14 protein-coding genes are annotated in these 23,790 nt (G+C 38.8%); 8 read left to right on the top strand and 6 right to left on the bottom strand.

Translation table 11 applies throughout. From position 1 onward, the window contains the following. Window positions 1–41: 41 nt before the first annotated feature. Genes GGR21_RS06355 through GGR21_RS06340 form a run of 4 tightly spaced genes read right to left on the bottom strand, consistent with a single transcriptional unit; the run spans window position 42 to window position 10,101 of the window. The gene (locus GGR21_RS06355; RefSeq protein WP_221232949.1) at window positions 42–3,872 is read right to left on the bottom strand and encodes a glycosyl hydrolase family 28 protein; all 3,831 of its coding nucleotides are present in this window, start codon (window positions 3,870–3,872) and stop codon (window positions 42–44) included. Between the two features lie 22 nt (window positions 3,873–3,894). Further along, window positions 3,895–5,457, bottom strand: coding sequence for an arylsulfatase (locus GGR21_RS06350; protein ID WP_183306363.1), 1,563 nt, complete (start codon window positions 5,455–5,457; stop codon window positions 3,895–3,897). Window positions 5,458–5,463: 6 nt separating this feature from the next. Further along, a complete protein-coding gene (locus tag GGR21_RS06345; protein WP_183306362.1) occupies window positions 5,464–6,978 on the bottom strand; it encodes a sulfatase family protein in 1,515 nt (504 codons plus the stop codon). Between the two features lie 3 nt (window positions 6,979–6,981). After that, a complete protein-coding gene (locus GGR21_RS06340) occupies window positions 6,982–10,101 on the bottom strand; it encodes a glycoside hydrolase family 2 protein (protein ID WP_183306361.1) in 3,120 nt (1,039 codons plus the stop codon). Window positions 10,102–10,705: 604 nt separating this feature from the next. On the opposite strand from GGR21_RS06340, the gene GGR21_RS06335 reads away from it, so the two are divergent. The 3 genes from GGR21_RS06335 to GGR21_RS06325 all read left to right on the top strand — a co-directional run bounded on the left by GGR21_RS06335 (window position 10,706) and on the right by GGR21_RS06325 (window position 17,946). Next, window positions 10,706–12,628, top strand: coding sequence for a DUF4962 domain-containing protein (locus tag GGR21_RS06335; protein WP_183306360.1), 1,923 nt, complete (start codon window positions 10,706–10,708; stop codon window positions 12,626–12,628). A gap of 114 nt (window positions 12,629–12,742) precedes the next feature. Continuing rightward, entirely contained in the window at window positions 12,743–16,717 is a 3,975-nt protein-coding gene (locus GGR21_RS06330; RefSeq protein ID WP_183306359.1) for a two-component regulator propeller domain-containing protein, read from the top strand. A 41-nt stretch (window positions 16,718–16,758) separates the two neighbouring features. Then, the gene (locus GGR21_RS06325; protein WP_183306358.1) at window positions 16,759–17,946 is read left to right on the top strand and encodes an anaerobic sulfatase-maturation protein; all 1,188 of its coding nucleotides are present in this window, start codon (window positions 16,759–16,761) and stop codon (window positions 17,944–17,946) included. A 104-nt stretch (window positions 17,947–18,050) separates the two neighbouring features. On the opposite strand, the gene GGR21_RS06320 is transcribed toward GGR21_RS06325, so the two are convergent. Together GGR21_RS06320 and GGR21_RS06315 are read right to left on the bottom strand one after the other, a co-directional pair. Next, window positions 18,051–18,236, bottom strand: coding sequence for a hypothetical protein (locus tag GGR21_RS06320; RefSeq protein WP_183306357.1), 186 nt, complete (start codon window positions 18,234–18,236; stop codon window positions 18,051–18,053). Between the two features lie 130 nt (window positions 18,237–18,366). Then, window positions 18,367–18,780: a hypothetical protein gene (locus GGR21_RS06315; protein WP_183306356.1), complete on the bottom strand. Its 414-nt coding sequence runs from the start codon at window positions 18,778–18,780 to the stop codon at window positions 18,367–18,369. A 730-nt stretch (window positions 18,781–19,510) separates the two neighbouring features. Here GGR21_RS06315 and GGR21_RS06310 point away from each other — a divergent pair. From GGR21_RS06310 to GGR21_RS06290, 5 genes are all read left to right on the top strand, one after another. After that, on the top strand, window positions 19,511–20,065 hold the full coding sequence (locus GGR21_RS06310; RefSeq protein ID WP_183306355.1) for an antirestriction protein ArdA: 555 nt from the start codon (window positions 19,511–19,513) through the stop codon (window positions 20,063–20,065). Window positions 20,066–20,070: 5 nt separating this feature from the next. Next, complete coding sequence (locus GGR21_RS06305) at window positions 20,071–20,409, top strand: hypothetical protein (RefSeq protein WP_183306354.1); 339 nt, start codon at window positions 20,071–20,073, stop codon at window positions 20,407–20,409. Window positions 20,410–20,530: 121 nt separating this feature from the next. Beyond that, window positions 20,531–21,052 (top strand): hypothetical protein, encoded by a 522-nt coding sequence (locus GGR21_RS06300; protein ID WP_183306353.1) that lies wholly within the window; start codon window positions 20,531–20,533, stop codon window positions 21,050–21,052. A gap of 272 nt (window positions 21,053–21,324) precedes the next feature. Further along, the gene (locus GGR21_RS06295) at window positions 21,325–22,602 is read left to right on the top strand and encodes a TolC family protein (RefSeq protein WP_183306352.1); all 1,278 of its coding nucleotides are present in this window, start codon (window positions 21,325–21,327) and stop codon (window positions 22,600–22,602) included. Window positions 22,603–22,624: 22 nt separating this feature from the next. After that, window positions 22,625–23,704, top strand: a complete 1,080-nt coding sequence (locus GGR21_RS06290) for an efflux RND transporter periplasmic adaptor subunit (RefSeq protein ID WP_246348011.1) — start codon at window positions 22,625–22,627, stop codon at window positions 23,702–23,704. The last annotated feature ends 86 nt before the right edge of the window (window positions 23,705–23,790 follow it).

The following is a 23,790-nucleotide window of genomic DNA, read 5'->3' as shown; positions in this document are numbered from 1 at the left end:
TTTTAATAAAAATGATCATTAATTTTTGCCCTGTTCAAGAACTATTGTTTGATTACTTTTTTATCCCTGACAGTTCCGTCATCATTTATAGAGAGTTTGCAACGTATTGCGCTTTCATTTAAGCGTACATCATAGTTTGTGTAGCCTTCATTTTTCCTTACAATTATTCTGGATTCGTCTACAGGTACTGCCCCTATCAGTTCTGCGATAATATCGCGGGTTCCCTTTGGCAAATCGACATAATTCATAGCATTCGCTTTTTCTGTAAAAAGTATTTTGCCAGTGTTGTCAATTTTAGTTGTTGTTATTGTGAATTCATTTATATTTTTATAAGAAGTCGATTGCATAGTATATATATTATCAGTTAATGATAATCTGTCGAGTAAATTACCTTCGGCAACTTTTATGATTGTCTCAACTACTTTAGCCGGAGGGTCGAACTTGAGGAAATTCCTGATACATGACTCACCTCCCTCTATCGGAGTACGTCTGCCTCCAAATGCCATATAACCTTCCAGTTCTTTATCCATGTTTTTAGCAACGAGTATTCTACGCTGAGGCCCTGTTATGACCGAACCATCTTCAAGAATGAGTGTTGGCTCTAATATGTAACAGCCGTTACCGTTAGGTGCTATAAACTTCATCTGAACACCGGAAGATTCATATTTTGGTATTAATAATGCCGACTGCTGACTACTAACCTCTTCTCCGTCAATAGATTTAATCTTTAATACAACATTAACTTTTGCATCTGTTCCAAAATCGTTCCATGCTACCACATCTTTCGTATAGCTGGCTCCCGGCTTATAGATTGTTTTTTGGTTATACCATTCCTGGCACTGAAGCATATCTACCGATACTCCTACCGGTTCATTCAACCTGGTTAATGATAGTTGCAGATTTTGCTGCACTGTCAAAGAATCCGCAATATTTCCCAGCAGGAAATTCTGTCCGTTAACCCACCCACTGAGTAATGCAAACGGAGCCCAAGCCTGAAGCCGGGTTTTACGGTAATAGGTGCCTATATCTGCGTGTAAATCGGCTAGTAACTGGCCTATTATATTGCTATCGTAATAAAATACTCCCCAACCTGTTGATGTCCGGCTTGTTTTATAATCTTCACGTGGTTCCAGCAATCCAAACTCATTGGTCCATAAGCGGCATGATTCCAGTATTGTCGAAGGGCAATCCGTTGCCTGTTGGAAAAAAGGAGCAGATATAACTTGTTCCGAATAGTCATACACATGTTTAGCGTAGAAGTCATCTTCTCCCCACAGGCGGGTAGGGTCGTATTTTCTAAGTTCGGCTTTCAGGTCTTCGAGCCTTACATGCCCTTCATTTTCCTGATCCCATGTAACAATCGACGGATGATTTACGTTTTGTTTTATCCAACGGCGAAATTCTATTCCCACTTCTTCAAGATCCTTCCCGACAGGTTCGTCATCATGCATATACCGCCATTCGTCCTGAAGCATTATACCTTCCTGATCGGCAATTTCATACCACTTGCTGTAAGCATGTCCCAGATGAATGCGCAGATAATTAAAATTATAATCCTGAACAGCCGTACGTAAAAAATTGCGTATCCAGGTTTCATCGAACATTACATTCTGCCAACGGTTCAGAGCCCTCACAAATGCTATATTTTCGGCCCGGAACATTATTTTTTCTCCGTTCAATAACACATCTTTACCCTGAACTTCGATGTTGCGGTATCCAAACATTGTACTTTTGTCGGAGACAATATTCCCCTGAGCATCAGCTACACAGACATTCATACAATATTGCTTCGGGGTTCCTTCCTTTCCGGCAGTCCAATATTGCAGCATCTCTGAAGGTACTTTCATTGAAACGACCTGGTTGTTGTTTTTTCCAATCTTAACCTTGCTTGTCACATTGCTGACAAGGAAATCACCGTCAAAGATCGATGCCGTTACAGTCAGGTCCGCATTAGTGTTATCTTTGTTTGCTATTTCCACATCACAGAGAGTCAGCCTGTTATTAATTTCGGGTAAAACCTTAATATGCTTAATCCCAACTGAATTTCCCAGTTCGATAGATACATCATCCCACAGACCCGGAGCTCTTGAATTACGCCACCATTCCGAGCTATTCTCCTTCGATGGGGAGGACGCTGTATTCCAGCTGCCCACACGGACAACCAACTCGTTACTCCCCTGGTAATTAATTGCATTACTGATATCAAATTCAGCATGAGAGTACGTACAATGATGATCATACCCTATTTCTTTTCCATTAAGGAATACTAATGCGTTATATTTTGCCCTGATTTTCAGGATCGCCGACTTGTAATGTTCTTCGTTCACATCAAAATCTAAATGATACCATACATAATTATAACCCACATCATCTTTCAGATCATTACCGTGTAATCCTTCTGCCACTAGGGGGCTGGACATTGTAAGTATTCCGGGAACAGGAACTTTGGAAGCATAACTGTCCGGCTTTTCGTCTGTCAGACGGACATCCCATAGGCCATTCAGGGATATTGTTTTCTCCGGTTCTATATGTGTCACCGGCTTTCCGTTAACAACAACATTCTGTAACGAAACTTTACGTGCGTTCTGTATCTCATAGGCAGCCCGTGTGTTTTTGACCCTGACATTTTTCAGTGTTACATCAGTCACCGGCATATTCTCGAAACCATTAATTTCAAGTGCATTATGTGAAGCATAGTGGCAGTCTACATTTTCGATGACAAAGCCTCTATAACGAGTAGGATAGTTTTCTTTACTTTCCGATTTATAATCAGGATCGAATTTCACCGCCGTTTTAACAGAATCTATTTTAATGTTACGTGCCCAAACATTTTCAATATATCCGCCACGGTCAAGATTCGATTTAAAATATATACCATTGCTGGCTTTAGGAATGGTAACATTTTCAATAAAAACATTGCGGACTCCTCCCGAAATTTCGCTGCCGATACATACTCCGTTTGCATGGCTTTCGAAGGTACAATCACGTACAATTATGTTTTCGGTCGGTTGTCCTATTCTCCAACCATCCTGATCGCGTCCCGATTTAATAGCCACACCGTCATCTCCAGTCCGGAAATGGCATTTTTCGATCAATGCATTTGTTGTTGATTCGGGGTCGAAACCATCGCTGTTAGGATTAAAACTGTCTATAACCACATCGCGCACAGTTACATTGTCACAAGCAACAGGATGTATTACCCAAAAAGTAGCATCCGTTATTTTAACCCCTTCTATAAGTATATTCCGGCATCCTACGGGCTCCACAAATGCCTGACGAAGCCAATGACCTTCCCCGAACAAACGTTCGTATACAGGCACACCATCACGCCCCATCTTGCGTATAAGCTTCTGGTCTTCTTTCTGATTAGGTTTCCATGTGGCAATATTTTTAGAGCCCTGTCCGTTTAACAGTCCTTTTCCGGTTATGGCAATATTTTCAACCTGATAGGCATATATAAGAGGTGAATAATTAAATACCTCGGTACCTTCCCATCTGGTAAGCACCGCCGGAAGATAATCTTTTTCATCGCTACTGAATACCAATTCCGCACCTTCCGATAAATGTAAATTGACATTGCTCTTTAATATTACCGGACCTTTTATATAATATTTGCCTGCAGGTACAGTAACCCGTCCACCTCCATCGTTGCTACATTGAGTTATAGCTGCATTTATAGCTGTACGGGCATCCTTTACACCACCTTTTTCAGCTCCAAAATGAACGATATTATAATTTTTGTCTGCAAATACCGGAGGTTTAATGTTTTTCTCTATTTCCTTAACATAGTCCCATCCTTTTTGGGAAAATGAAAGGCCGGGAATTGCCAACGCTAACAAAAGACACAAAATGTAATTTCCAGTTTTCATCATAGTATATTTATTTTTTTATTTTTTATTTGATCGCTTTTACACCTTTTGTTATCGAGACTCTTTTCTTCCAATCTTCGAACATTTTATTCATACCTCCTACTATTTCAGGATTCTTAGCAGCGAGATCGGCAGTTTCGCAAGGGTCTTTTTCCATGTCAAATAATGACCAAGGAGAGTCTAGCCCTTGTTTTACCAGTTTCCACTTTCCATCACGCACAGCCCGTCCGTGCTGCCACTCCCAGAATATGGGTTTCTCTCTTTCTTCTTTTTCTCCTAATATGGCAGGTAATAATGAAACACCCTCGTAAGGAAGAACTGTACGTCCACGATATTGAGACGGGTAGTCCGTTGCGGCAATTTCGACAAAGGTTGGCATTATATCAATCATGTGCCCTACAAATCCGGACTTAGTCCCTGCGCTGACGCCTCCTTTAAGCCACGTAACAATAAGCGGAGAACTAATCCCGCCCTGATAACTAATATTCTTATAATAGCGTAAAGGCGTATTGGCAACATTTGCCCAATTTTCTCCCAGCGATTTCCAGTTCGATAGCGACCCGATAGACCCATAGCTGTCAGTTAGTTCTATAACTTCAGCCGATGCTCCGTTATCGGACATAAATATTATAATTGTATTCTCATATTTACCTAATTCTTTCAGTTTAGATATCACACGGCCTATATTCTGGTCCATACGGTCGATCATTGCCGCATACACTTCCATTTTTTCAGCTTCTTCTGCCTGCCGTTCCGGAGTCAGGCTTTCCCATGCTTCATATATAGGTGCCGAAAGTTCATATTGTTTATCTGTTATCCCCAGCCTGCGCTGTTTTTCATATCTGGCTTTACGGATTGATTCATAGCCTGTGTCATATTTTCCCTTGTATTTAGCGATATCTTCGGGCCATGCCATCAATGGATCATGCGGCGCGTTATAGGCCAAATAGAGAAAAAACGGACGGTCATCCCCTTTATACTGGTCGAGCCACATCAATGCATTATCGGTGAAGTGGTCTGTCGTATAAAAGTCCTTGTCTGTTGGTGTATAGGGAGCATATTCTTTATTCTCGATACACCATTTTCTCCGATGTGATTTTTGGGCAGGACGTTCTTCTCCATAACGCTGAAGGCCAGGATTAAAATAATTGCAAGCACCATCTTTCAGACCGATATAATGATCGAAACCACGGGTTCGCGGATTTTCTTCGCCATGATGCTTTCCTGACCACAAAGTCCGGTATCCTGCACTTTTCATATATTCACCCAGGGTAATACTATTTTCGAGAGGACCACCGAAGTATTTAAAATATCCATTCTGCTGGGCATAAAGTCCGGTCAGCAAGCACGCACGGGAAGGATAACTTTTGGACGTATTATGAAATTGAGTAAACCTTACGCCGGATTCAGCCAACGCATCAATATTCGGAGTACGTACTTCGCTACCATAGCATCCTACATCCGACCAACCCAGATCATCGGCCAAAATCAACAAAACATTCGGGCGTTCTGATATTTTTTCATTCTGCGCTATAATCCCGCATATGGGAGCTAATGTCAGTGTTATCAAATTGTAATATTTTTTCATACCATTTCATTTTTTATCTGGAAACCTTCTCATTTTACCTTCAATACGCGGGTAGCTTTCCCATATTTCGGGATTGTTGCCTATACGTGAATCATTTGTTTCTTCCAGTTTTGACCGGAGTATTTGTTTCATTTCTGCAATAATATCTTTGAACTCAGCATCTGAAACTATATTTTTCATACAAGCCGCGTCATCTTTCAGGTTGTATAGCTCATATTCGGGACGTTTGGCAACCGATGCATTAAAAAACGGGGTAACGGACGAATCGCTGCGGTGAGAGACCAGATAATCCTTTGAAGGTGCAGCATCGATATCAAAGTAAGCCTTATGCATTTCTTTCGGTCCGCCATTTTTTCCTAACTCCTGTGGATCGCCTGCAGGCCATCGTTCCGGATGGAAATTATGTACCAACAGATAATCTTTCCAACGCACGCTGCGCATAGGATACCCCAGATTATCGAATCTTGAGCTTGAGTGACGCTCACGCCCGGCAAAAACTGTATTTCTCGAATACGCCTGTCCGTTTCCGGTAATGAGTGGCAACAGACTTTCACCGGCATGCATTGTATAGGGTTCGAGACCTGCAACCTGCAATATAGTCGGAGCCAGATCCACAAGGCTAACCAGATTATCTACTACCTGGGAAGGTTTTACCTTGTTGCCCCAGCAAATAGCCAATGGTACATGTAATCCCGCATCATAACAATTCGCTTTTGCATGTGGAAATGACATCCCGTTATCTGCGGTAACAATTATAATTGTATTATCAAATTCGCCTATTCGCTTTAGTTCTTCGATACAATTCATCAGATGTTTATCGAACCATTCTATCTCTATGGTATAATCAAGAAGATCGCCTTTAATTTCGTCCGAAGATGGTAAGAAATCAGGTACCACAGCCATTGAAAGGCTATCCCCCTCTTTTAACCACGACATGTTCTCGTATGGGCGGTGTGGTTCGTGTGTGCCGATCCAAAAGCAAAATGGCTGATCTTTATCCCTCTCGGACAGAAACTGCTTAAAGTTTGCTGTATAATCAACTTTCGATATTCCGCTATATGGAGGATCCAGTTTATGCGAATTGTAATCTGGACCGGCAGGATTATGCTGTCTTCCGGATGCCGCCCAGTCGCCGGGTCCCCATCCTTTACCAGTAAATCCTATATGATAGCCCGATTCTGCTAACATGTCCGGATAGCTAACAAATTTTGCAGGAAACGAGCTGGCATGGGTTCCTGCTTCTTCTATCTGCCACGGATACATTCCCGTCAGCATACTTGCCCTTGAGGGACTGCTTCCTGGTGAAGTAACATAAGCATTGTTGAAAAGTGCTCCCCGTGACGCTACCAAGTCGAATCCCGGTGTACTTACCATACTGCTGCCGTATATAGATGCATCAGGATAAGACTGATCGTCGGCTATGACAAAAAGTATGTTAGGACGTCTCTGATCCTGCTTAGCACATGCACTGACGGCTACCAGCGGCAATAATAAAACAGCATGTTTAATCATGGTTTTCATATGTTACATTTTAATGTCTCTGGGTATAGCAACCGGTTTATCGAATTTAATTTTATATCCGTCTTTAGTCTTTGTTATTGCCGGATTTATTTTAGCCAGATAGTCAAGGATCCGGGTCTTTTCTTCTGCCGATAGTTTTTTGTACTCATCGGGATGTAGTAAATCCATTGCTTCTTCTATCGAGCCTGCTACTGCCGAATAACGATAGGTAGTGTTTCCGTATTGGATTGGTAGTATCTGTTTGGATTTCTGTGGATTCCGTATAAATAAGATATCTATCTCGCGCGGAATAGCATTAATCATATTTTGCTCTGTTGTTACGTCAATAATCTTATTATCGGTCAGAAGCCTGTGCGAATAATCCCTGATAAGTTCATCTGTATAATTGGGATGAAAATTCCGGCCTTCTATTGTCCTCGAAATTAATCTAAGGTCATTATACGACTGAGCAATAAAATTATAATCGTCTTCTGTCAATTCGCCGTATGTCCCCAGTAGGTACGAGCCAAGCCTTTTAACCAAAACATTGAATTCGGTAGACAATGTATCGATCTGCGGGTTTCTTTCTATAACATACCGTCCCATAATGTTTTCGTATTCTTCCAACGATGATCCGTCGATACGTGTAGGGTTGAATATGTACTTCATTTCCTGGATATATTCGACAGTCTCCCTGAATTCTTCATTTTTCGGGATAGAGGTCATACGTCCGGTATCCGTCAAAACCGGCTCTTTTATTCCGCCGGTTTGCCTTCTGTCAACGGCAATACTCTTTATTTCAATTTCACCGCTTTTTAATCCCGGAGAAGATACCCGTACGGTTATTGTACCGGGCCTGTTGGTCGAACGTATAACATTCGGTATAGGGGTTACTACATAGCCACTCCCTTCTGTCGAAAGGGTTTTATCAATGTCTGAATAGTACACATTATGTCCTACCAGTTTACCTTCTCCAAATACTTCCCATGTGAGTGGTTCACTGAAGCCTATTACACGGTTACCCTTTGCATCGACTACATCTGCTGTAATTATATCTATACCACTTCTGTCTGCCGGAATGGTACCTTGTTCGGCTGTCAATACTATTTGAGCAGGCTTTCCTGCCAGATTCAGAGTGTTTTCAACCTTCTCTTTACCCCGTATAGCTACAGCTTTCAAAGATCCACTGATAATCGGCACATCTTTAAATTCCACTGTAAAGAAATTTTCTTTGGATGGATATTGTTCTCCTAATTTTTTCCCATTCACAAACAATTCTACCTTATCACAATTGCTGTCAACCTGAATATTTTTTTTCTGTCCCAGATAATTTTCCCTCCAATAGTGAGGCTGGATGTGTACCATTGCTTCCGGCAAGTAATTTGCCTGCCACAAATAATACATATATTTAGGTATCCGGTACAGGTCTACCCAGCCTTTATAATTTATATTCTGAAGCGGCGAATCTTTATATAGCCTGTCACAACCATGGTCTTCATAAAGCCAGCCTATGACATCCCAGTCGATGCGTCCTCTAATATTCCCATTATCAACCCTTGCCATTTTATGTTGCCATTCTTCAGTTCCCGCATGCTGCCCACTTTTGTCAACTCCGTGACTGTTAGACGGCTCCAGGTCTTTGACATCTTTATTATACCAGCCCCGGATAGTAACCCTAAGCAAATTTTCCATATCGAGATTAGACGCGTGATGAGTTACGTAATCGCCATAATTCTCCGTTTTACGTTCGTGTATAATTCGTGTTGTATCTTCCTCGTGTACCCATTTTGAATCACCGGCATTACTGGTTTCATTACCCACACTCCAGAAAAAGACGGATGGATGATTGCGGAAACTGCGCACCATCTCCCGCATATTTTTCTCCTGTATATTACGTCCGAAATTTATCGGTTTAATATTGGGAACTTCCACGACAGTTATTATTCCCTGTTTATCATTAAAATGATACACCAAAGGATCGTGCGGATAATGTGCGGTACGCATAAAGTTTGTATTCATACCAACACGTATATCCAGCATGTCTCGTTCAGTCATCCAGTAAGGCATGGCATCGCCCACCCACGGGTACTCCTGATGGCGGTTTGTACCATGAATATGTATTTTCTCTCCGTTCACCACAAGCTTGTTGTCGGTAAAGTCCCATTCAAACCAACGGAATCCTAACGGCGAAAGATATGTATCACAGAGTTTTCCGTCTGCCCACACTTCGGTATATACATTGTATAGATAAGGAGACTCAGGACTCCAAAGTTTCGGTTTAAGGATCGTTTCCGATTTTTGCGAAAATTCATGTATTGTACCCGGAGCAACAGTTGCCGCAGACAGGATATTTTCTATTATATTCCTGTCGGCATCTGTAATTATAGTTTTTAGTTCTATACTTTTATTTTCTGTTTCATCATTCTTTACATATGTTTTAACATTAACTGTCGCTTGATCGTTACTTACTTTCGGAGTGGTGACAAAGGTTCCGCCCTCATGTTTGTATGAGCCCTGAAAAGGTATGTGTACCGGATTTTTTACGACTAAACGTACACTGCGGTATATTCCTCCATACACATTAAAATTACCAGCTGTTGCCGGTGGAATTACCCCGAATTTGTCATCGCGCCGGTTAGATACCGAAATAGTGAGTATATTTTCCTCTCCCAGTCTTGCATAAGATGTCATATCGAAATAGAAACCACTGTAACCTCCTTTATGGTCTCCTAACAGATTTCCATTAAGATATACTTTACAATACTTTTGTACGCCGTCAAATTCGATAAAAATCTTTTTTCCTTCAAGTTCTTTTCCTAAAACAATACGTTTCCGATAATACCCCCATCCGTTCCACCAATACGGGTCTTCGCGTTCCGAGGCATACATTATATAAGGATGGATGTCGTTTGTCGTTTCGTAGGTCGACCATGTATGAGGCAATGCTATTGCCATCCATTGCTGATCGTTATAGTTGTCATGAATTGTTGTTGTATCTTCCTTACCCGAAGGAAAGTAGTTGAATGTCCATTCCCTGTTTATAACTACCTCATTTCTTACTTCCTGCGGATTAAAAGTTTGAGCATGCATTGAGATAGATACAAAACACATAAGTGACAATTGAAGTAAAGTAGTCAGTTTCATTTTTGTTTGGTGTTTTTTGTAGTATAATTCCGCGTGTTTTTCTTATTGTAAATGTAGAGAATACAAAAAAACTTTATATCCGGCAAATCCTGAAAACTTGGTAGCTTAGCAATGCAAATAAGTTTTGTAAACGATTAAAAATCTTGAATAAATGTTGAAAAATCATTCAATAAGAACAATAAACAACTGGGTGTTAATTAATTAGATTTCAAAATTTATTTTATTGAAAGATTCAAAAATCAGGAGATAAAACGAATTTATAACTCTTTTGAACTTGACTATATTTGCCCTGGAAGCATTTGTGCTTTTAATGAAAAAGCCCTGTTACAGTAATTTCCCTCAGTTATTTTACTTACGTTTTTTTACATAATCTAGCAACATTTATAAGCCGAATTAAATAAGGATGGATTAAAACATTATTGGAGTAAGTTGTCAAAACACTCATTCCTGTTCGGAACATATTCATTATATATGTATATAATATGCAATATTTAAGAAATACCATCTCTATTTTATAATAGTAAATTTGTGTGTAATGTTAGTTCGCTTCGTGCCCATTATACGTAGCGCTTGTAACCAGTAACTAATAAAATAATACCGCGATATGATTAAATGGAAATCCACCATGATTTTAGTTGCATTTGCAACATTATATTCTTTAAATATTCTTGCCGATGATCCAGTATATCATTTTAAGCAGACACATCCACGCCTGATGCTTTCCAAAGCTGCTGAAAAGGAAATTATGAAGAAAACAGTGTCCAATGAGTTTTTAAAACGGGTTCATAATGAAATTATCTCCAGCAGTGAAAAGTATATTAAGGAGCCCGTTGTTGAATATGAGCCTATCGCCGACCTTTTTCTTTCAGTATCACGTAAAGCATTAAGCAGGATATATTTCCTCTCTTATTCGTACAGAATGACAGGAGATAAACGTTATGCGGACCGTGCAAAGCAGGAAATGATGCACGTATGCACATTCGACAACTGGCAACCATCTCATTTTTTAGGTGTTGCTGAAATGACTCTGGCCTTATCGATTGGATACGATTGGCTTTATAACGAGTTGAGTGATGCCGAAAAAAAAATTATACTTGATTCAATAATAAAAAAAGGGTTAGACGAATCAATGCCCGAAACAGCAACCGATGAACAGCATTACAAATGGCTCAAGAAAAAGAATAACTGGAATGCTGTTTGTAATACCGGAATGGCTTTCGGAGCAATAGTGACTTACGAACTGAATCCCGAACGTTCCCGTCAAATTATTCAAAGATCGGTAGAGCTTGTCAGTGAAGTTGCTTTGCAAGAATATTTGCCCGATGGCAATTATCCGGAAGGCTATACATACTGGAGCTACGGCACGGCTTTTACGTTAATGTTTATCAATACCCTTGAAAATCTCTATGGTACTTCGTTTGGTATGACAGACAATCAGGGTTTCATGTTGACTCCTAACTATATATTACAGATGTCTACACAAAATATGGGATGTTTTGCCTATTCCGATTGCGGCCTGGACAGAACTCTTTCTTTCCCCATGTTTTGGTTTGCTTCCCGACTCAATAATCAGTCGCTACTTTGGGGTGAATGGGAAAGACTTATGACAATGAAGAACAGAGGATACAATGAAAACCGTATATTTAATGTTCGCTTCCTTCCTTCTGTTATGCTTTGGGCTTCTGAAAACACATTTGAAAATATGGAGAGGCCTTCCCAACGCCTGTATGTAGGACAGGGAACTACCCCTATTGCAATAATGCGTAATCATTGGGGTGGCAATGACGAACTTTTTGTCGGTTTAAAGGGAGGTATGTCCAGTACCAATCACGGACATATCGACATAGGCAGTTTTGTAATGTACAGAGGAATTAACCAGTGGGCAGCAGACTTAGGCATTCAAAATTATTATTCGATTGATAAATATGGAATAAATATGGGAGATAGAAGCCAGTATTCAAAAAGATGGGATGTGCTGAGACTAAGCAAAGATGTACACAATATTATGACTTTCAATGGAAACAATCAACTTGTCACCCAAAAAGCATATATCAACAAGTTTGGAGATTATAAAAACTTTGTATATGCCGCTACCGATCTTTCACTTGTAGAAAGCAATAGTATAAAAAAACACCTGAGAGGAGTAGCAATCGTGAATGATAAGTATGTAGTTGTCCGTGACGAGATAGAAAACAATAACAACCTCACAGATAGCAGATGGGCTATGCTGACCTCTGCCAATGTGAAGATTACAGGTTCAAATACAGCCGAATTACACATGAATGGTGAAAAACTGAATATAAAGGTAGAAGGCCGTAATGTTATAATGGGCACATGGTCTACAGAGCCACGCTTCGGATTCGACGAAGCTAACCCGGGTACTGTCATGGTTGGTTTTACAACAACTCTCGAACCGGGTGAGAAAGCTGAAATAAATGTTTATCTTATACCGGAAGCTGCTTCACATGAAAAAATAAGTCCAATGCCTCCTATTGAAACATGGGATGGCACATCGTTTTTTCATTAAATATCATTAAAGAATGTTTATGTCAAAATATCCCTTTTGGTATATCGCATTTAGTTAGCTATCTTTCATCTACAATTGACCTGATTATCCGGATAAAAGAATGAGCCTGACTTTATGAAAAAGCATATTATGCTATTACTTCTTCTCGTAATCTGCGGCACTGCAAATGCCGGTAAACTGATTGATTACAGAAACATGTTATCAAGAGATCTTCTGGAAGATAATACGATCGTAGCACTCACTAAAGATAACAAGGGATTTGTATGGATCGCTACACCGGCAGCATTAATCAGATTCGATGGTAGCTCATATTCAATAATAAACAAAGAAGAACTGATAAAGCTTTTTGACGGAAAGAACAGTATCTATCAATTATCGTTCCAAGGACCCGATATACTCTGGATATGCAGCAATATAGGATTATTTTCATACAATATACGTACCCACCAATTAGAGCCAATAGAAGAACTGGCAGGGTTGCGGGTAAACTCATTGATAATAGAGAACAATATTCTTTACCTGAATACTGTCAGGGGAATTATGCAATACCTTCCCGAAGAAAGGAAACTGAATATATTATATGCCCTCAAAACTAGGGGTAATACGTCTTTTGCAGTGGATATGAATGGTTATTGCTGGTTTGCTACAGATAAGTACCTGTTGAGGTTTCCCGGTTTTGCTGCTTTAAAAAAGTCCTTTGATAAAAAAGAAACAATACAAATAGATACCTTGCTGACATATACAACAAATCAGCGCATCCTTATCGATAGCCTGAATATAATCTGGATGTGGGATAAAGAAAAGCTGACTACAGCTAAAATATCCGGTTCAAGCGCGTTGGAGGATATTAAACATCAAAATATTGAAATAACAGCAATTCATTTGCTGGCAAATAATAATTTAATATTATGTAAAAGAGGGCAGGGAAACGAAATCCTGTACAGGGATAAAAACGGTTTCAATGTGCAAACTGAAAAGTATTTGGCAACCCTCCAATATGATGATCTTACAAATACAACAAATGTTTTCCATGTAGATGAACTGGAAAACATCTGGATAGGTACAAGAGATGGACTGTTCATGTTGCCGTTCGGCAGAAGAAATAAAGTACACACATTGACGAATGATGTCAACAACCATGCAACACTGAGCCACAATACAGTATCAAGTATTCTTGCAGATGATAAAAATAATATATGGGTAGGAACAGCTTACGGATTGAATAAACTGAAACATGAAGGGTCAGGCTATTCAATCAAAAAGTATATTGATAACCGGCCCACAATCAATCATGTTCAGGATAATAAAATAGAACAGATAGCTATTGACTCTAAGGGGATTATGTGGCTGGGGACAAAGAGAAATCTGAAATTTTATAATCCTGCTGCTGATACTTACATCTCAAAACCAATTATAGAAAAGGCCCTTGAGGGTAAGAATTTTGTCAAAGCTTTACACAGAGATCGCAACGATAAAGTATGGGTGGGCTACCAAAATGGCGGATTGTATGTTATTGACGAGCTGAAAAATTCGGTAGAGAGAATCGATTTTCAATCAATAAACTGGGATAACTGTACGGCAATACAAGAGGATATGAAAAATGTGATCTGGGCAAGCAGTAAGGTTAACGGCATTTTAAAAATAGAATTTGACAACGAAGAACAAAAATTCAAAACCAAACAATATCAAATACTTAATCAAATTCAATCCAATATTACTGTCAACTGCTTATATATAGATAAGTACAGCAATGTATGGGCCGGTACAGAATCCGGCTTATATAAGTTCAGCGAAGAGAAAGATGGATTTATCGCCATGGAAATAGATGATTCTGGCAGGAATATAAATATAGTAGGCATAATCAGCGATACTAGGGGGAATCTATGGATTGCCTGCACATCCGGAATGTATAAATACAATATTTCGGAAGCCAGAAGCTACTATTTCTCGCTGTATGACGGACAACTTACGCGTCCAGGCTTTGTTTTTAGTTGCAATATCGACCAGAACGGCATCATTTACATGAGCGGTGTCAATGGGCTGACTTATTTCAATCCCGGAAACATTGTTACGGATCAGACGCATTACCAAGTAAGATTTACCGATTTCAGGGTAAATAATAAAGCCTTGGAAGTCGGGTCCGAATATTTAAAGGAAGACTTGAACTTTACCGATAAAATTTATCTGGATCATAAGACAAACCAATTTTCTTTTTCATTCGCGGCATTGGCCTACAATGACGATAATAACAGATTGAAACATGCATATAAACTCGATGGTGTAGATAAAGACTGGATATATGCCGGAGCAACTGTACCCATTATTTCATATAATAACCTGTCGCCAGGAGAATATACTCTCCACATAAAAAGCACTGACTTGAACGGCATATGGCTGGACAATACAGAATCACTAAATATCCTGATCAAACCAGCTTTCTATCAGACAGGGTATTTTTATACTCTCCTACTAATATGCCTTGCCATTCTGGGTTGGATAGCTTTCAGGTTCCAAAGAACGCAGAAAAACCTGCAAGCTCAGGAAAAAATAGCCCAAAGCAAATTGGACCTCTATACAGACATATCATATAGCATAAAAACACCGTTGGCACTGCTGCAAACGCCACTGAACAACTTGACGAAGCATTATAATGCAATGTCGGAAGAAGAGATTAAATACATGCTCGCCATAATGCTGCGCAACAGCAACAGATTATCTCTGTTGGTTGATCAGTTAATCGAATTTAAACAGGTATCGGAAACAGACGCCAAACTCGAGCTTGTAGAAGACGACTTTATTTCTTTTGCAAAAAATATCTATGACGGATTCTATGATCTGTTCTCGAAAAAGGAGATTGATTTTTCTTTTACTTCCAATGTAGAAAAGCAAACTCTGGTTTTTGATCCATCAAAAATGGAGACTGTAATCTTCAACCTTCTTTTCAATATTTATAAAGTTATTAAAGAAGGAGAACAGCTAACATTCAAATGCATCTTAGATGAGTCACTACATCAACTTCAGGTTGCTTTAGTTATCCAGAAAGAAAATTTGGAACCAGAATCGGACAGAATCCTCAATAATATAAATTCATCCATAGATGTAGGGATACCTCTTGCCGGAGAATTACTGAAACTCCATCATTCGAAACTAATAATAAACGATAAAACCAATACTGTTTCTTTTTCAATATCGACCCAAACACAACATCTCAAAGGTAATATTGCAATCTTTGACGAAACTCAAAGCCAGGCAATTTCTGACCTTTATGCTAATTATATTGAGTATCAATCGCTGGACGATACCACAATAGAAGATTATCTGCCACATGCTCCTTTGGTGTATCTGGCTGATACAGACAAGGAAATGGCACGTTTTATAAAAAATGTCTTCGCTCCTTCTTTGATGATTAAAACATTTGTGAACACCAGTGATTTATTTAATGAGGTCATGTTAGTAAAGCCCAATCTAATTATTTCTGAAGTTGTTTTCGATGGAAAGAAACAGGGCTTGGAATTATGCGAAAAGGTCAAAGGGGACCATATGCTAAACGATATTCCATTCGTATTCCTTACATCCTATACATCAGATCCGGACAAAAAAAACGGATATGAAACAGGTTGTAACGCCTACATATTTAAGCCTTTCGATATCAGTTTTCTTAAAAGGCGAATTCAGTCTCTTGTAGAAAATCAGGAAAATATCCGTGAAAAAATAAAGTTGGAACTCATTACTAATCCGCAAAAAATAGAAATGCAATCTTCCGATGAAAAATTCCTCTCGAAATGCATGAGCATTATCGAAGAGAATATGGAAAACGAAGACTTCAATGTCGAGATATTTGCAGGTGCTATAAATTTAAGCACTTCGATGCTTTACAGACGGATAAAAAATATTACAAATCTGGGACCAAATGAATTAATAAAAAGTATAAGACTTAAGAGGGCTACTCAATTACTGGCAACAGATGCTTTGCGCATATCGGAAGTTGCCGAGAAAGTCGGATTTTTAGACGTCCGTTATTTTAGCACTTGCTTTAAAAAAGAGTTTGGAGTAACACCTTCACAATACCTGAAAAAGGGAGACACATGACAAGTTTAAACGTATAAAAGAGTATATAATAAATCAAACCAATGTATAATAAAACTTTTGCCCCTTTTGCCCGACCTTTGTATGTGATGCTTAAGCCCGTAGGAGCTGTCTGCAACCTCAGATGCAGTTATTGCTACTATCTGGAAAAAAAAGACCTTTACCCGGATAACGTTAAGTTTACTATGTCCGAAGAGTTGCTCGAAAAATTTACGGAAGAGTATATTAATTCGCAGACAACAAACGAAATTATGTTTGCCTGGCATGGTGGTGAAACACTGATGCGCAATAAGAGTTTCTATGTGAAAGCGCTGGAACTGCAAAAAAAATACGGGCGAGGTAGGCAGATAGACAATGTTATCCAGACAAACGGAACGTTATTAACCGATGATTGGTGTAAATTCTTTAAGGACAATAATTTTCTTGTAGGAATATCTATTGACGGCCCCCAGCATTGTCACGACGTTTACCGAAGAACAAGAGATAACCGCCCGTCATTCTTTAATGTGATGAATGGACTGTCCCTTCTGAAAAAACACAATGTGGAATTTAATGTAATGGGAGTTGTAAATGATTACAATGTTGATTATCCATTAGATTTCTATAATTTCTTTAAGAGTATAGATTGCCATTATATCCAGTTTACCCCGATAGTAGAACAAATTGATGGAGAATTGGCACCATGGTGCGTACCCTCCGAAGAATGGGGGGATTTCCTGATTGCCATTTTTGACGAATGGGTAAAACAGGATGTCGGAAACTATTATATTCAGTATTTTGATTCTACACTGGCTAATTGGGTAGGGGAAAAACCGGGCGTATGCACTTTAGCTAAAACTTGCGGACACTCAGGAGTAATGGAATTTAACGGAGACGTCTATGCTTGTGACCACTTTGTATACCCCGAATACAAAATCGGGAATATCCATAGAAATACCCTTACCGAAATGATGTATTCTGATAAGCAAATAAATTTCGGCAATGATAAATACGAATCATTACCAAGTCAGTGTAAACAGTGCAAATATCTTTTTGCCTGTTATGGAGAATGCCCTAAAAACAGGATTATAGAGACAAAGACCAGGGAGAAAGGATTGAATTACCTGTGTAAAGGCTATTATAAGTTTTTTAACCATGTAACTCCATATATGGATTTTATGAAAAACGAACTGGAGAACCAACGTCCTCCTGCAAATATTATGGAAGTTGTACAAAACGGATATTTCAAATAACTCATAAAAATCAAATACAGAATAACATCATTCGAGCGAATGGTATTTCAAATTATATCTTTCTTGTCTGACTGAATATTTATATACCTCTGGTCAGCAGCAATTTATACAATCCATGGAGGTGTGGCATAATCTTTATTGTTATCTAAAAAATCCCCATCATTACCTATTTTGAGACGGAAAGCACCCATTTGGAGTGGATCATAAACACCGAGTAAAAAATCTGATTCAAAAAGAGTTTTTGCTTTATTTTCTTCCTGCTTTGCCAAAGCTATATCACGGTGTTTCATTAATACACGTCAACGTCTGTCGGACGAGGAATCAAGGAACATACTGAAATTTCTATAAATCACATTTTAATTCTCATATAACCGATTGAATATAAACCGCTTGATTATCACCCATTTGTCCCATACAGACTTAATTCATCGGACCATTCAACAGATCATCTATTATATAATCTTCTATGGAATCGTAATTCTTTACCGGACTGATTTCGGCCAGCTGATATTTCTCAATCAGTTCATCGAGTAATCCGAGAGGCAGATGCAGGTAAACAGAATAGTCATACCGTTGGTTGTAATTCATACCGAAACCAAACATAATACCGTCCTCTTCTCCTTCTACGCCTATCATATAGACACAGTAATTAGTATCTCTGCCAGCCTGAATATTTAGAATAATCTCCTCATCTGTTATCTGGGGCGGAGTAACATCCTCAAAGAAAAGATCATGAAATTCAGCGTCTTTCCATCCCCTTTTTATATAGGTAGCATACAGCTCCTGGAGTTGAGCTGTTGAAAGGTGCTTAATGGAATAAAAACGTTCTGTCATAATTATCAACAATTTTTCTGAAGGTAAAGGTAATATTTTTATGCGACTGAATCCCCAAATAGCCTCTCATCTAAATGTTTACATAAGTAATTATATACTCGTCCATCCTTCTGCATGGCATGGACACTGCCTTATATCCCCCTTTGCAAATATATATTTGCCGGTTCACTGGTCAAATTCCAGCCTGACGGTTTAGCGTGGAAATCTCTACCCTGGCGATGCTGCGGGTAGTATTTCCCGTTAAAAATTTGACGTTTCACCGTCTTCATGTATGCGGCAAAGGGGATATAGCATGCAGTGTCGCTGCCGACGCATATACATCAGGAGGGAGACCCTATAGTCAGGACTCTCCGGGAATATTAAAAATGGGGTTTGGGTATCGTTAAGTAGGGAGTAGCGGGGATAAAAGCTGCCGGTCTTAGGCCTCTGCATATATTTTTTTGATTATTTCGTATTACCCATTACACCAATCTCCGGATATACTATCTTTTGAAGGTTTAATAATAAGGGGAGGAGTAATAAGAGGTATTAATTTTTATCCACATTTTTTCATCGGCAAAGGTAACTACGTCTCACCAGCCGGCAAGTTACACTCCATTTTTGTATACAAAATCTCCACACCTCGCTGCCTGCTCGGGTAGTATTTTGCTCAAAAACTTGCCGGCTGGTGAGACGAACCTTTTCCTGCACTCGAAAAAATATGTATGATAAAAAATTAAACACCATACTCATGGATAGATATCAATTGGAAAACGCAAGGATATATGTAACAACGGAACAGAATTTTACACTGGGTAACCGGATGGGACATTGGCTGGAGCTGGAAAACCATGCCAGTAAAAAGGAATTGATGGACGCTTTCGGAGATTTGTACAGGGATGAAGGTAAACCCGTGATATACTGTATGGACTGGCAGAACATACCTTCCTGTTTTATCGGCGAAACAGGTATATCCGATAATCTGTTTCCACTCATAACTGGTTTCAGGGAGCTTAGCCCTACAGATAAAATTGGTTTTGGGATCTGGCTGGGCAGGCATCAGTATACTATACCCGATACGGATGCAAAAACAATATTGCAAGCATTTCATTTGTGTTATCAGGGATATTACGGGTTTAAGCAAAAGTTTACAGAATATTATGCGAAACAGGAACTGGGAATTACCAAAGAAGGTAGTCCCCATTTTGATTTTATAACCTTCAATAAGTACCTGTTTGAAGACCTGTACATCATTGACAGAGGCTTTATATTCAGGAAAGTAAAGTATGAATTTAATAATGATTAGAAAATATGAACGAACCACCGGGCAGGCTTGAAATAAAAGCTATGACAAGAGAAGAGTTTATAAAGTTTCTAAGAGATAAAGGGTATCAGGCAACGATATCGGATACCAGTGAAGATTATATTGATATAAAAGGAATAACTGATGAGCAGTTGACAGAATTATGTGGCTTATACGGGACTTCAGGTACTTCAGGCAAGCAGTCCTCAAAAGTTGGAAACTGGGGTTGCTTCTCTACAAAGCTGGAAACAGTGCCTGGACACAATCCCGATGTGTTTCAGGTAAGTAACGAGCTCAAAAGAGATTACAGGATAAAAGTCAATACTAAAAACCGCATTTTCGAATGAATCCGAAAATTCCGGAATAATAGCATCAATATATGGCTTTCTAGCCGAGATTGATGAAGAAACTAAAAACTATAAGGAAGCTCTACGAGACCATAAACTATATAGCTATTATCTTTCAAAGTTGCTTTCTGAAAATAGAAACTATGCTGTAATAGAAGCCGAAAAGAAGTATAAATTCGAAGAATCACAGAAAGAAATTATATCTCTCCAATTAAAACAACTTAAAACACAGCGAGTGCTTTTTCTGGCCCTGATGATAATAGCTATCTCCGGAGTAATATATTTTCAGATAGTATTAAAAAAGAATAAACAATTATTACGAGCCAATGAGGAGATTCTGGGATTAACGGAATCCCTTAAAGAAATGGAAGCGATTTCAGCAACAAACCAGATTCTTGCCAAACACAATATGACAGGATTACAGCCATCACTAAGCCAGGAAGAGATCAGGATGAAAATTATTAATACTTATGAATATGAATTTAACCACCAGGCTCTGAGATACATGTTTACCAAACGTTGGAATACATTCTTAGATGTTATGGGAGGATATGGAGCCATTGAGAAAAATAAAATCATTCCAGTTCCTAGCAATGTTCTGATAAATTATCCGGGAGTAATAAGCCAGAATCCCGGATATTGAGAAGGTAAATTATATAAATTATAATATTGAATATACCCAAGGCTGTTATCATCTGGTAACGGCCTTTTTTGTTTTTCTTTGTAGTACAGAAAAGTAAAATATCAGACAATTATCTCTAATTAAACACCTATGCAGCCATAATCTTTGATTAATTTATACAAACATTTCCTCATTTTTTATAAAAACCTCATTCTAATACCATTCTAATGTAACTCCAATAAACCTCTAATCTTTAGAGAATAAATTTGCAGTGATAAAAATTAACCGCATCAATGAAAAAGTATTTGCCCGCTATATTGTTTTTTTTCAGCGTATTAACAGGCTTTACCCAGGAAAAACAAATCCTGAACCTGAATTTGGAACAAATAGAGTCTTTATTCCTCTCAAATAATCTGGAGCTAATAGCTACAAAATATAATATAGGCATTGCCGATGCAGCCATCTCACAGGCCAAACTTTGGGATAATCCAAGTTTATCTATCAGTGATGTTAACTTATGGAGTACAAAATCGCAACGTGATGCAATAAGCGATATCTCCTCATCCTTTGCCAAAAACACCGAATTAAGCATAGAATTAAGCCAACTGATTCTAACAGCCAACAAGAGAGGAAAGTTAGTACGGCGGGAAAAAGTTTCGAAGGAAATTGCTATGCAGGAATTCGAAGAGGTGTTGAGAGGCCTCAAGACCGAACTGAGGAAAGCGGTTTTCGAAATACAATACTCTCAGTTTTATCTTGCAATCTTAAACAATCAGCAGAAATCTCTTAACCAGCTGGTTGAATCCTATAAGAAACAAGTCCTACAGGGCAACATTGCTAAAAACGAATTGCTCCGTCTGCAATCTTCCTTGCTCGAATTAGAGAATGAAATAAATGAAACGCAATCTGACCTGAACGAACAATCAAAAACGTTAAAAATACTGCTTAACATACCCCCTCTTACAGATATCTCCATTACAGATAATCAACAAATAGGGAAAGCCCCGGATTTACTCGTTCTTTCCGGCTTACTAGAGAAAGCGGATGAACAAAGACCTGACATGAAAATGTATAGGTTACAAACGCAGCTACATCAAAAATCACTGGATTACGAGAAATCATTAAGAATACCTGATTTGACCATAAGTGCGACCTATGACAGATATGGAGGGGTATGGAAAGATTTTATCGGATTGGGTGTAAGTATCGACCTTCCTTTCTTTAACCGTAATCAGGGGAATATAAAGGCAGCTAAACTCAACATAGAGCAAAGCCAATACCTGGCACAACAATACCAAAACACAGTAAGGCACGAAATAGTCGCTGCATACAACAATTACAGATATGCATATAATTTTTACAAAAAAATAAGTGAGGACAGTTTATTGCCGGAACTGGACAATATGTTGGAGGCTTACACTAAAAACCTTATGAACAGAAATATAAGCATGTTGGAATATATTGATTTTATGGATGCTTACAAAACAAATAAGCAGACTATGCTGAATGCCGGGAAAAAAGTAAACATGCAATTCGAAGAATTACAATATACCGTAGGAACAGATATATAATAAAATGAGAAAAAAGGGTACAATGAAAATAGCAGTCGCTGTATGTGCTGTTTTTTTGATATCATGCTCAGGAAGCAATGATACTAATAAGGAACAGGGTAATACAGGAAAAATGAATCAGTCGTTTCTTAACAATATAAAAACCATAAAGGCTGGTTTTGATAATCAGAACGAGGAACTTACCCTTACAGGAAAAGTTGATTATGACCCGGATAAAGTTATTAATTATGCTTCTCTCGTAAATGGAATCGCAGAACGCACCTACTTTTCACTCGGTGATAAGGTACAGCAAGGGCAAACCCTTCTGGATATAAGGAGCTCCGACCTGAGTTCTCTCCAGTCCGATGCAATTTCAGCGGAGTCGGAGGTAAAAATAGCACAACGGGAACTTCAGACGGCTCAGTCTATGTATGAGGATAATATGCTGTCGGAACGTGAACTGCTAGAGGCACAGGCAAAAGTAAAACAGGCACAGGCCACATTTAGTAAGGTTCAGACTGATATGGGTGTGCACGGTACAAATAAGGGAAATGGTAAGTTTGCGATTAAATCTCCGATGACAGGTTATATAGTAGGAAAAAATATTTCTTCCGGGAGCACTGTTTCTGCGGATGGAGATGTGTTATTCACCGTTGCTGACCTGTCAACAGTCTGGATAACAGCTAATGTATATGCTAGTAATCTGCAGTTTGTAAACGAAGGCATGGAAGTTGCCATCACAACTCTCTCCTATCCCGGCGAAATATTTAATGGAAAAATAAGTTCCTTATCTCAGATTTTCGACCCCGAAGAGAAAGTACTGAAAGCCCGCATCGTAATGGACAATAAGGATTTAAGACTAAAGCCTGAGATGTCAGTCGTTATAAAACTTAAAAATATGGCCTCTGAACAGTTTATGGCTATTCCATCAGATGCCCTGATTTTTGACGATGACCAATATTTTGTCATCGTTAAAGAACCGGGAGACGAATTCCGAATCAGGAAAGTAATGCTTCGCGGACATAATAATAAAACAACATATATAGACTCCGGCTTATCATCAGATGAAGAGATAGTTGTTAACAACCAGTTGCTCATATATGCCGGACTAAAAGAAAAGTAAGGTTGCAGATCTATTTATTGGCCAATCTGGTATAACTCTAACAGCAATTCTGATTTTAAAATACAGTAATAATAATTATCTGTTAC

Source organism: Dysgonomonas hofstadii (genome assembly GCF_014196915.1).
Lineage (GTDB): Bacteria > Bacteroidota > Bacteroidia > Bacteroidales > Dysgonomonadaceae > Dysgonomonas > Dysgonomonas hofstadii.
This window is presented reverse-complemented; position numbering and strand designations above follow the sequence as displayed.